This is a genomic window from Enterococcus phoeniculicola ATCC BAA-412, assembly GCF_000407505.1.
Taxonomy (GTDB): Bacteria; Bacillota; Bacilli; order Lactobacillales; family Enterococcaceae; genus Enterococcus_K; species Enterococcus_K phoeniculicola.
The window spans coordinates 283,855-296,229 of sequence record NZ_ASWE01000003.1 but is presented as its reverse complement, the minus strand read 5'-3'; the positions used below and the strand labels follow the sequence as shown (position 1 = coordinate 296,229).

Below are 12,375 nucleotides of genomic sequence, written 5' to 3'. Positions count from 1 at the left end.
AAATAAGCAGCTAGAAAGACAATTGTTCGTACAAAGTGATCTGTATCAACTTCTTATTTTTTTAAATCCGACCTATCTTACCTCTTGTAATGGAGTTTTATACCCATGAGCGTCTAAAATAAAATTCGTTTTATTTTCGTAAGCTAACTATGTGATTCTCCTCTGCTTATTTAATAGATGAATCGGAATAGTTAATTTTTATCGCATTCGCTCAAGATTGTTTTATTTCTCTCTATTAATCACTTGGTCTTGAATGATTCCTGCAGATTTTAAAAACATATACGTTACGACTGGACCGACGAATGAGAATCCACGCTTTTTCATATCCTTGGCAATCATTGTCGCTTCTGGAAGAACAGCCGGTACTTCCTCTTGTGTTTCGTAAGTATGAATCATGGGCACACCGCCCACAAAATCCCATAAATAGTCTGAGAAACTATCGTACTCGTTTAATAAAGTGACAATTGCTCGTGCATTTTTTACAACAGCTTGAACTTTTCTTGGGTTGCGAATCATCTCAGGGTCTTCTAAAATACGGTCAATATCATCTGGGAAAAATGCTGCTACTTTTCGAAAATCCATCTCACAAAAATTCCGATAAAAAACTGCTTTTTTCCCTGCTGCTGCCTTCCAGCTTAGCCCAGCCTGAAAAACGCCCACAGTTAATAGCAAAAATAACTGCTGATCATCTCGGGTTTCTTTCCCCCACTGTTCACTGTACCATTGATAATTATTCAGATTAATCTCTCCTTTTCACTATTTCTTTTTCTACTAAAAAGTGTACCCTAACTATCCTTTCTCACCTTTTCGTTTATCATATGTCTGATTTTGAGTGCTCATATTAGAATACGCAAACTTTTTTTATTCTTATCAAAAAAATATTAATTTAAGCACAACTGATTAAAATAGATTAAAATAGAAGTTATGAGAACTCTCCTATTGACTTAGATAGCTCATAGTCGACAGTCACATCAAATGTTTCTCTCACTTTACTGAACAAGAATCAAATAAAAATTATCGAATGGAGCACACAATGTATTCTTTATTACTCGCAATTATCTATATTGCTTTCATCAGTTTGGGATTACCTGATTCATTAGTTGGTTCTGCATGGCCAGTTATGCATACCGATTTACAAGTTCCTGTTTCTTATGCTGGAATGATTACCATGACGATTGCTGCAGGAACAATTGTTTCCAGTATTTTTTCAGACAAATTAACCAGAAAGCTGGGTGCTGGACTGGTTACAGCTTTAAGTGTATTGACCACAGCGATTGCTCTTTTTGGCTTTTCGACCTCACATAGCTTTTTAGCACTCATTTTTTGGGCGATTCCATACGGTTTAGGTGCAGGAGCCGTGGATGCCGCATTGAATAATTATGTTGCACTCCATTATGCTTCTCGTCACATGAACTGGCTCCATTGTTTCTGGGGTGTAGGAGCTGCACTTAGCCCCTACATTATGAGCTATTATCTAACAAGTGGTCAAGGCTGGAATAGCGGCTATCGAACCATTGGGATTCTACAAATTATTTTGACTTTTGTTTTATTTATCAGCCTTCCGCTTTGGAAACAGAAAAACTTACCAGAAACACAGAAAAAAGTAGCTGCAAAGCCGCTCTCGTTTAAAGAAATTTTACAGCTAAAAGGAATTCCTGCTATCCTAATTGCCTTCTTCTCTTATTCAGCAATCGAACAGACTGCAGGACTTTGGGCAAGTAGTTTTCTTGTCCAAATAAAAGAGATTTCTCCAGAAGTCGCAGCAAGCTTTGGCTCCTTTTTCTTCTTGGGTATTACCTTTGGACGATTTATTTGCGGATTTATTGCAGACTATTTAGGCGATAAATCACTCATTCGAATTGGAACCGGAATTGCATTTGTTGGAGTCCTTCTTGTTGCTTTTCCAACAGATATACGGCTTGTAGCGCTCACCGGACTGATTGTTATTGGGATAGGCTGCGCACCTATTTATCCAGCAATTATCCATTCGACTCCTGAAAACTTTGGAAAAGAACATTCACAAGCAGTTATTGGGATTCAGATGGCTTTCGCCTATGTAGGAACAACCTTTATGCCACCATTGTTTGGACTTATTGCAGCCAAATTTAGTATTGGTTTATACCCGTTGTTTCTTCTCGTATTTGTTATCATTATGTTCGCAACAACAGAAAAACTAAACAAAATTGTTACACATAAAAAGAAAGCTTCACACTAATCTACTAAGAAATAAACAAAAAGAATTGCTTCCTTTTATTTTCATTTATCTTTTTTACTGTTTAACAACTTTTAAAGAGAGCAGACAAAACGAAATTGGTTTTGTTTTGCTCTTCTTTTTTTTTGGTTAAATGACGCTTGACAAAAACGCTTCCACATTTTATTATTTGTTTGAACAAATAAACAAACTTGTTCAAACAAATAATAAAGGAGTGGGCATAAAATGAATAATCAAATGAAGCAGGAGGCGAAAGAAATAATTTCTTTCGTTGGCGGAGATGAAAATATCAATGGGCTGACGCATTGTGTGACACGTTTACGGTTTAATTTAAAAGAGGAAGGAAAATTTAATGAAGAAAAGCTAAAAGAATTGCCCTTAGTTAAAGGCGCTTTTTATTCAAATGGACAATATCAAGTTGTTATTGGTCCCGGTACAGTGGACAAAGTGTATGATATGATTCAAGAGATGATAACAACAAAAAAGCCCACAGCCACTAAAGAGCCTTCCTCTAATCTAAATGTTCTCCAAAAAGGGCTAAAACTATTTTCAGATGTATTTATTCCGATTCTCCCTGCTATCGTTGGTGCAGGTATTTTACTAGGTATCGGCAATATTTTAAGTGCCCCAGGTGTTTTTGGAACAGATGCACTAATCGCCTCTTATCCGGGAATAAAAGGTCTAGCGGATATGATTCTAATGATTGCCAATACAGCATTCACCTATATTCCAGTACTTGTTGCATGGTCTGCAACCAAGCGCTTCGGTGGAAATCCGTTACTAGGTATCCTGTTAGGTCTGGTCTTAATAAATGCAGATTTACTTTCAGGGGCTCAACTTTCTTCTGTCATTTCCGGAGATGTTACCCCTGAATATTGGTCTATTTTTGGACTAAATATTATGAAATTAGGGTATCAAAACTCTGTGCTTCCTCCGTTTGTTGCCGCTTATGTATTAGTTTTTTTAGAAAAACACTTAAAAAAATTAATTCCGGATGTACTTCAGCTAATTGTTATAGCACCTGTAGCCATTTTAGTAACTGCCTTTTTAACCTTCCTTATAATCGGACCAACTATGAATCAGGTTGCAACTTGGCTTACGAGCGGTATTTTAGGTCTGTTTGATTTTAATCCTATACTAGCTGGGATTCTTTTCGGACTTCTCTGGGAACCTTTAGTGGTTACAGGGATGCACCATGCACTTATTGCAGTAAACATTCAACTAATTGCTTCAACCCAACAAAGCTTTATGCTTTCTATCATTACAATCGTTTGCGTAGCCGAGGCTGGAGCTGACTTTGCCATGGCTTTACTTGCAAAAAATAAAACTGATCGAGGGATTGCTGTTTCAGCGGGAACCTCCTCTTTACTGGGTGTCACTGAACCTTCCATGTTTGGCGTGACAATTCCTGCAAAATTTCCGTTTCTCTTTTCTATATTAAGTGCTGGAGTTGCAGGCGGCTTAATTATGCTGCTGAAAATTTATGCAGTTTCACTTGGCCCTAGTGGTCCACTCTCTTTTGTTATTATCCCTGCACAATTTTGGATGAAACACTACTTGGTGATGGCAATTGCTTTCTTTCTCTCCTTTAGTCTCACCTTTTTGTATGGACGAATAAAAAAATTGTCTAAGTAGCTCTGTTTAGTCCACAATCACACACTCATGATAGGAGAAATATCACACATGGCACAAGTATTATTATGGAAACAAATTTTTTCAGATTACCACAACCTTGATCTTTCTCTTAGTAGAAAACAAGTAACTCGATATTTATCAAATGTTTCTGGAAACAAGATACGAGTAAAAATAACAAATAAATATGGACGTACACCATTAATCCTAACCAATCTTTCTTTATCAACTACTAAACAATTTCACGATTCATACGCATTTTCTCTCCACGGTGAACAACTATTTTCTATTCCTGCCGGAGAAACACGTTGGACAGATTGGCTTTCTTTTGATATATTAGCGAATCATCCCATTTACTTTTCTATAGAAGCAAAAAATAAACAAAACAGCATTTTTACGTTAGCCAACACGTTAGACAATCAAATAATTGAAGTTTTACAGCCGTTAAATGACGATTACCCTACTTTTTATTATGGTATAGAAAGTATTGAAGTAGATACCTCACAGTCGCCAAAACTCCTTGCTTTTTTTGGTGATTCTTTGACAAGCCAAGGCTATTTTACTGGCGAGTTAACCCAGAGACTATATCAGGCTTTTCCAAATAAACTCACCACTATGAACGCCGGAATCTCTGGCAACCGTTTGTTGCGAAAGGGTAATTCTATTTCTGAATGGAGTAACAGCTTTGGTGAAGCAGGCATAGCACGCTTTAAGAAAGACGTGTTATCGTCTTCCCCAGATATTGTACTTTTCTTAGCTGGGATTAATGACTTATTTCATCCAGGAGCAGGAACACCTTCTCAAGAACTTCCTAGCACAAATGAATTAATTTCCGGAATAAAATTCGTACAAGAGCTGTGCGAAGAAAGTGGTTGTCTATTTTGTCCCGTTACACTTTCACCTTTTAAAGGTTCATCAAATCATGGGATTGCTTCATGGTCTCCTGAAAAAGAAAGAATTCGTGAAGACATTAACCATTATATCCTTACTCTTCCACATGCAATCCATTTAGCAGAATTCACCTGTGATGAAGTAGATTCAGCTCTGTTAAAAGAATGCTTGGATTCAGGTGATCATTTACATTTTTCATCGCTTGGTGGAAAAACAATTGGTGCCTATCTATTTACTTTCTTGACAAAAACAATTTTTCAATAACTCCCACTTCTTTCTGTTGAATAAGTTGTTTAAGCTAATTTTTTCCATTAAAATGGAGATAGCAGAATAGAATGAGGGGAAAATAATGGCTATAGCAAAATTTTATCCAATATACGAAGAATTAAAGCAGCGAATTCACTCACGCAGATATGAAGGAATGCTCCCAACTGAAAATGAATTAACAAAAGAATTTGAGGCGAGTCGCAATACCATTCGTCGGGCCATTTCTTTATTAAATGAAGAAGGGTATGTTTATAGTGTGAAAGGAAGAGGGGTATTAATTTTAGAATCTCTCAACTCCAGTCAATGGTCATTTGGCGCAGGTAATTTTGGCGGCTTAAAAGCCATCCAATCCTCCAATCATTTGGAGGCAAAAACACGGGTGCTAACTTTTGAAAAAATAGTTATTGATGACGCTCTTGCACGCTCGACTCCATTTAAAAAAAATGAGGTTGTTTATAAAATTGAACGTCTTCGCATACTGAATGAAAAAGCAACCATGTTAGATCTTAGTTATTTCAAAGCTGAATTGATTCCTGAACTATCAGAAACCATTGTTGAACAGTCTATCTATGCATATTTCAGCAAAAATAACGTAAAAATTGCAGCAGCTAAACGACGGTTTTCAGTGACCGCTGCAACAGATGATGACTTATCGAAATTAGACTTAGATACTAATAATTGTGTAGGCATGATGGAAAATCTTGTTTTTAATGATATGGGTAGACTAATTGAATATACAAGAAGTCGCTTTGTTCCTGACCAGTTCAGCTTAAGCTACTTTGTTCAAAATCATGAGGCAAACTAAACCAGCCTACATTTCTACTTATTTCTTTTTCTCCAACTGTACGATTGCCATTCCAGCAGCGCTTAACGCACCTAGCCCCAATAAAACTTTTGAGGAATAAACAATTCCTAAAGAAACACACGTGACCGTTGCAGCCGCATTTATCCATTGATTCATGGTTAACACTTCTTTTGATGGTTCTTTTATAACTAGATCTAACCCAATTGCCCGATTAATTTTATTAATTCTTTTATTGATTGTTTTAATCATTTTTTCTCCTCCTAGAAAAGTTTAAAGTCAACTATTCATTTTCTCTAAATCATCTTCAGCAAAAAGCAATGGTTATTACACCTCCTCAAACAAATCATCTAAAGCATGATTCATAAGAAACGTGAAAGTCTTTTCCGTTGCTTTTAGTGTATCTCGCTCAATCAGCGACAGAAATAAGATAGTGGAAATAATATTGATGGTTTCTTCTTCTGACAGCTTTAACCTTAATTTTGAGTGTACAATCATTTTAGAAAATACCGACATGCTCGCTTCTTCTAATTCACGAATTTTTTCTTTTGGTAGCTTTGCCAAAAACAAGTCATATTCTGGACTATTAAAATCATATAATGCAGGATACGAGCGATATTCATGGTATAACCAGTTCATTCCTTGTTTAAAGCCCTCTAATGCTGAATCTGCCTCTTCGATATAGCGAGCCCAAGTAGTTAACATGGTAGATTGGACATGCTGAAGAACCTCAACAAACAGCTCTTCTTTTGTTTTATAAATTAAATAAAATGAGCCCGTAGATATTCCAACTTCTTTCGTCAAAGAAGGAATATTCGTTTGCTTGTAGCCCTTTGTGCGCCAGCTCATTTCACAGGCTGATTTCAGCTTTTTCTTTATCTCTAAAATATCTTCTTCAGAAAAACGTTTTGCCATATTCTCACCTCTATATTCTTCTTCATGAATAAACTATACACAATATTCATGAATATGTAAACGATAATATTCACAAAAACAAAACACGAGCATATGCAATCGAATAATTAACTACTGATTCACGTGTATCAAATTGGATAATCCTCTTGTTCACCTACTCCTTTTATCGAATTCTTTCACATCTAAAAGAGAGTAAAATAACTATATTTTAAAATTTTACCCGATTCATAATCTCTTTACTGCTCAAAAAAGACTAGAAAAACAGACTCGTTTTTCTAGTCTTTTCACTAGTTTACTTCAGATAATCAGCAAAACAAATTTCTCATCTATAGATGTAAGATAGGTTTATTTCAATGCACCTTCAACTCCATAAACACCTAGCTCATAAATACGAACAGCAGAATCCGAACCTTGTGTTGGTTTATCAACGACTAATTTTACATAACGTGCTTTTTGTGCTGCAAATGTATTTGCACTATTAGCAGCTGTATTATTAATTGTTCGAGAAACTTTTGTAAATTCTTTTCCGTCTTCACTCACTTCAATCGTATATGCCTTCGTATTCATATCTGGACTCTCTCCACCTGCCTCAGCATGGGCTAACTGAACTTCACTCACCGTTTTCACACTACCTAAATCAACAGTAATTTCATGAGGCGTCGTCCCTGTGGCACACCATTTCGTGTCTAGTTTTCCATCTACAGCAAACGCTGGAGCTTCTGATTCATTTGTAAATGATGACGCTTCTGTACTTGCCCCTTGAGATAGCAAGGCTAACTCTTTTGGTACTTCACTGCTAATCGTAATAAGTCCTTCCATCTCTATTGGCGTTTTTCCAGATTTGTTTTCTGCAGTCATTTTTACCTTATAAACGCCTTCTTTTTCATAAACAACTGTAGGGCTGTCATCTGTACTTGTTGTTACATCGCCGCCTTCAAATTCCCAGCTGACTTTTTCTGTATTTGAAGAAGAAGTATTGGTAAATGTGATTTTTTCTCCCGGAGCTGCGAGTGTTTTTGAAGCTGTAAAACTCGCTTTTGGTACTTGATTGTTTGGCCACTCCATAGTCACTACTTTTGAAGCTTTTCCTTTTTTCCCAGTTATGTCTACAGGGACTACTTCAAATTTTGTTTTGTTCGTCTCGTCCGTTCTTTCCAATCCATTGATATAGTGGTTGGTTGCAGGCGTTGCACCTAAAAAGGAACGCGAATCATCCTCATTCACACGATAAATTTCATAATGAGACGCTTTGCTTTCTTTGCCGTCCCAAGTCAGTCGCACGCCTGCATAGTTACTTTCTTCTTCATCAAATACGGCATCTTCAACTTTGACTTCTGAAACAGAAACGTTCGACTCTTTTCCATTAGTTATCGCCAATTGACCTAAACGAAGCTCATAAACATCATTCTCTTTTGCAGAAGTAATTTCATATGAAATCGAAGTCACTACTTTATCAGTAGCTTTTTTCACATCATATGTTGCGGTCGTCCATTCTTTTCCAATCTTTTTATCTGCTTTAAATGTTTCTTCACTTCCGTCGTCGTAACCTAAAACTAAGGATAATTCTGTTTCATCAGAAGATTTAGCAGTCGTAGTAAACACCGTATTTTTCTCAAATGAAGACTCTAATTGATAGAGCTTCACTGTACTTTTCGCATCTTTTTGCATCTTCCCTCTAAATAGTAAGGAATTTCCTCCATAAAAAGCATCTGCATAATCCATAGTTACATCTAGCGCGTTCTCTTTTTCATGCGTAAATATCCATCTATACGTCGGCATTATATCTTGCATACTACGATTATTCCAATCCATATTGGAGACTTTTTCTCCATTAATAAAATAATTATAGCCATTTCCTACATTAAAATTTGTTACAAACGGCAACTCTGTAATGGCCGTTTGTTCTACTGCATACGTTGAAATCCCCGGCCACTGCGTTCCTTCAGGTGCTGTTGATTTTGTTGGATCTCCTTTTGCATTCACCCAAAATAGCTCTTCTCTGCTTTGAAAATCATCTGGATTATTTGCCGAAGAATGTGTCCAGCTTGGGACATACAAGCCTAATGAAGTATAAGGTGTTCCTTCTTTATCTGTAAATAAGTTCCAGTCTACCGGTGTAAGATAGCCATTTTCTTGTACGTCAATTCCTGCATATAAATTGTATGGATTAAGTTTAAGCTCTTTTGCTTTTTCTTGGGATGCCTTCAATAGTTCCTTATCTGCAAGCTCCTCTGTGTTCCACCAAAAGTTTAAAAACATACTATCAGATAATGGTTTCATTTGTGCATCAACCAGATACGCTTTATTTTTATCAGTCAATCCATTCTGCCAATCCATTTTCCCATCAGAGGTCATGGAATCGTACCACATGATTTCTAGATTTTTCTTTTTTTCTTTAAATTGAGCAATAAATTCCTGCATCAAATCAGCATGTTTTTTATTTAACCCCTCAGCTGCTCCGTCCTCAGCATCTTTTGTTTCACTTTTATTCTCTTTTGCCTCATCAAAGCTCGTTACCGTTGTATCCGTTTCTTGATTGATAAACCACCCATCAAATCCATACGCTTCTGATACCTCAATCAGCTTATCAACTAATGGAAATTCACCGTTTTCATCTTTTTCTAAAAAGGTATCTAACCATTCAAGCTTACCGCCATGTGCGGTTTGCGGAAAGAAGATTGTTCCTAAAACAGGTACACCGTTTTTATGTGCTGCATCTACGACATCCGCACTTGGAGGAACAATAATCCCTTCGCCCGACGAACCTCCCCAATACACAAGCTGATCTATATATTGCCAATTTGAGAAGACATTTGCATCAAAAGTATTCATGCCTCTTGGGACATTTCCGCTGGTACTGCTATTCATAATAGATAGTGCAACTACGTTCATCTCTGGGGTCTGTGTGTCATTTGAAAGACTCACTTTTTTCTTATCCACGCGTTTTGCTAGCGGAACCGTGCTAACATTATACTTAGCATCTTCATCATCTGAGAATGACCATGACAATAACTCTTCTGGGAACCAATAAGATGACTCTGGCTGGTTATCCATTGGGCGATCCAATTTACTTTCTTCTGTTTGAGTGTAGAGAATCTCTGATTTTGCGCTATCTGCCGTGTTACACCCTGCTAGCGTTACTGCTGCCATAGTTAATAGAACTCCTGTTCCAACCTTATACCCACAATACTTCATTTATTTCCTCCTACAATTTATTATTTCTATCATATAAAATGATAGCGTTTTCCATAACAAGAGTACATGAACAAAGTATAGGTATCTTTATACAAAATATAGGTGGAAAATGAAGGGCAATAGTGGCTATTTGCAGCTCTAGTTATTTTTAACTGGATAAGAAGATAAAAAAAGAATCTCATGGATTCCTTTTTTTATAGTTCATAATTAGTGTTAGTAAAATTTTTTTAAAGCTATAAATGCGATAAAAAATCACTCGATTTAATGGACCATTATCTACATTTTCAGAGAATTGCTTAGAAATAATCGTCTTAATGCATTGATGTACGTCCTGATTTCACTTATACAAGCATGATGAAGCTAGTTATCAATAACAATGCCAGGCAATCCATATAGTTTCTCGTAGTTTCTTAAATCATTTAGAAACTCTGATTCTAACCCATTAACCCCTAATAAATTCAACGCTTTAAAGTATTGTATAATTTCTTGTTCTTTATCCATATCTCCGAATAAATGCTGAAACTTCTACAACGTCAGCTACGTCAAACATAAGAGTGAATGATTCTTTGATAACTTCATCCGTACTAGATTATACTGATTCTCAAAACATTGAAATCATAGGCATTGACGAAAATGGTAATGAACATTTTATTAATCCTAACGCTCGATTTAGCTCCTCTATTATCTACATTGGTGTTAAAATAAACTATACATCTAAAGCTGATGGTAATCATTTGATTTCCGTATTTAATCAAAGTTACGGCATGGGCACTCTTGGAGACGCAATTGCTATTTTCTCTGGAGCACTAGGTGGTTTACCCGGTGCTGTTGTAGGAGGTTTCGTAGGTCTTGGTTTTAATGGATTTAGAAGTCGTTGTAAAGAAGGTGTTGCTGCAATTAAAGCACATCCATCAAAAGGTGCAATATATATGTACCTAGACCATGTCACTTGGAAGGCTTCATAATCATTAGTCTATTAAAAAAAGAGGTGTTCGAACAATGACAAATAAGAAAAAGAACTATTTGGGTTTAATTAGTCTATATGTACTTTTGTTAATCGCCTCTTCTCTCATACAGCAACTTAAGTATTACGGTATGGTGGCGGTAATTTTACTGGTCGTAACAATCGTATTATTAGCCGTCTTATGGACCTACTTGTTGCGCACTACTATCGTTCATGTCACTTGGAAAAGCATGACGTATGAGACACAAGCCCATAAAAGTGAACGAATCTTCCTATTCAGTCTTGTTCTGTTAGTTTCACCCATACTTAGATTTCACGAGATAGCCTTATCTGATGTTCTTTTTACTGCTAGTGCCGCTATCATAGCTATTGTGGGTTTTACAAGTAATGAACGTAGACTACGTGGTAAGAAAAATGGATGACCATTCTACTAGTATGTATTTTTAATTTTCTCTCTTATTCATGTAAACCGTTAGGCGGAGACAAAAACTTGGGCTATAAAGTTCGTAATTGAAAAAAACAGACTAGGACTAGAGAATCTGATAAATTCCTCTGTCCTAGTCTATTTTATCTCACACATTCTTTTCTTAACAAGAGTTGTCCATCAAAGAACATCATTTCTTCTATTGATTGAACATATAGACTAGCTGCAAGCAAATCTGCACTTCCACCTGGTGAAATTTGTTTTTCTTCACAGTACTCAATGAGTTGTGTAAATGCTTGATTGGGTAATCGTGTCTGATTGGCTTCATTTGCAAGAAGCTGTACATGCTCTAATACCTGCTGATTACTTCTATATAGAATGCATGTATCATCTAATGAGCCGATAATTGCCAAAAGCATATGAAGGCTTCTCATTTTTTTTGACTTATCTGTGTGCCTGTCTGCCTCCATCAAGGCAATCTGTACATGTGGATAGCCCGCTACAGCTTCTCCGTATGCACCATTCACACCAAATTGCTTTTTTACTTTTTCGCCATGTGTCGTGTTCTTTTTCTGATAGGTTAAATCAGGAAAAGCAGAGAGAGTCGCAATATTTTCAAAAAAAACTGGCAACTCTATCTTTCCCTCATGACTCAATTGGCTAGCAGAAACACTAATCATCAGCCCTAATGACCAGATTGCTCCTTTGTGAGTATTCACTTGGTCTGTCGCCTGATACATGGCAGCTTCCGCTTTTCGACCAATTCGTGCAATCGTTTCTCGAAGCCCTCGATTGATGGGTTTCTTCCATGCTGCTTGTGCCATTTCATAAAAATAAGGAGTTAAGGTTCTTGCTGATTTAATAAACAGTGCATAATTCATATCTTCATGAGAACCATTTGTTTTTCGATCAACTAATCCTGGTTTTGGGGTCAAGCTGACCTCATCAATCAAGGCATTCTCTACCCTCTTGGCTAGTTCCCAACAGATTGATTCGCTCATATGACTAAATTCATTCATCCTTAGAACTCCTTCTTCATTTTCGTTTAACTTTTTACACGTTTTAATAACTCA

At 36.6% G+C, this 12,375-nt stretch carries 11 protein-coding genes; 6 read left to right on the top strand and 5 right to left on the bottom strand.

Features of this window, described 5'->3' with window-relative positions:
• Positions 1-222: 222 nt before the first annotated feature.
• A complete protein-coding gene (locus tag I589_RS12125; protein ID WP_034685215.1) occupies positions 223-738 on the bottom strand; it encodes a DNA-3-methyladenine glycosylase I in 516 nt (171 codons plus the stop codon).
• 295 nt (positions 739-1,033) lie between these two features.
• Here I589_RS12125 and I589_RS12120 point away from each other — a divergent pair, with 295 nt between their 5' ends.
• From I589_RS12120 to I589_RS12105, 4 genes are all read left to right on the top strand, one after another.
• Positions 1,034-2,215 (top strand): MFS transporter, encoded by a 1,182-nt coding sequence (locus tag I589_RS12120; protein WP_010768055.1) that lies wholly within the window; start codon positions 1,034-1,036, stop codon positions 2,213-2,215.
• A 222-nt stretch (positions 2,216-2,437) separates the two neighbouring features.
• On the top strand, positions 2,438-3,847 hold the full coding sequence (locus I589_RS12115) for a PTS transporter subunit EIIC (protein WP_010768054.1): 1,410 nt from the start codon (positions 2,438-2,440) through the stop codon (positions 3,845-3,847).
• Positions 3,848-3,895: 48 nt separating this feature from the next.
• On the top strand, positions 3,896-4,999 hold the full coding sequence (locus tag I589_RS12110) for an SGNH/GDSL hydrolase family protein (protein WP_010768053.1): 1,104 nt from the start codon (positions 3,896-3,898) through the stop codon (positions 4,997-4,999).
• Positions 5,000-5,084: 85 nt separating this feature from the next.
• A complete protein-coding gene (locus I589_RS12105; protein ID WP_010768052.1) occupies positions 5,085-5,807 on the top strand; it encodes a GntR family transcriptional regulator in 723 nt (240 codons plus the stop codon).
• An 18-nt stretch (positions 5,808-5,825) separates the two neighbouring features.
• On the opposite strand, the gene I589_RS12100 is transcribed toward I589_RS12105, so the two are convergent.
• The 3 genes from I589_RS12100 to I589_RS12090 all read right to left on the bottom strand — a co-directional run bounded on the left by I589_RS12100 (position 5,826) and on the right by I589_RS12090 (position 9,914).
• Positions 5,826-6,056 (bottom strand): hypothetical protein, encoded by a 231-nt coding sequence (locus I589_RS12100; protein ID WP_010768051.1) that lies wholly within the window; start codon positions 6,054-6,056, stop codon positions 5,826-5,828.
• A 75-nt stretch (positions 6,057-6,131) separates the two neighbouring features.
• Complete coding sequence (locus I589_RS12095) at positions 6,132-6,719, bottom strand: TetR/AcrR family transcriptional regulator (protein WP_010768050.1); 588 nt, start codon at positions 6,717-6,719, stop codon at positions 6,132-6,134.
• Between the two features lie 345 nt (positions 6,720-7,064).
• The gene (locus tag I589_RS12090; protein WP_010768049.1) at positions 7,065-9,914 is read right to left on the bottom strand and encodes an endo-beta-N-acetylglucosaminidase; all 2,850 of its coding nucleotides are present in this window, start codon (positions 9,912-9,914) and stop codon (positions 7,065-7,067) included.
• Positions 9,915-10,480: 566 nt separating this feature from the next.
• On the opposite strand from I589_RS12090, the gene I589_RS12085 reads away from it, so the two are divergent.
• Both I589_RS12085 and I589_RS12080 read left to right on the top strand, forming a co-directional pair.
• Positions 10,481-10,879, top strand: a complete 399-nt coding sequence (locus I589_RS12085) for a hypothetical protein (RefSeq protein WP_010768048.1) — start codon at positions 10,481-10,483, stop codon at positions 10,877-10,879.
• A gap of 130 nt (positions 10,880-11,009) precedes the next feature.
• Positions 11,010-11,300, top strand: a complete 291-nt coding sequence (locus I589_RS12080; RefSeq protein WP_245561647.1) for a hypothetical protein — start codon at positions 11,010-11,012, stop codon at positions 11,298-11,300.
• A 145-nt stretch (positions 11,301-11,445) separates the two neighbouring features.
• Here I589_RS12080 and I589_RS12075 read toward each other — a convergent pair whose 3' ends face one another.
• On the bottom strand, positions 11,446-12,321 hold the full coding sequence (locus tag I589_RS12075) for a triphosphoribosyl-dephospho-CoA synthase MdcB (protein WP_010768046.1): 876 nt from the start codon (positions 12,319-12,321) through the stop codon (positions 11,446-11,448).
• Positions 12,322-12,375 lie beyond the last annotated feature (54 nt).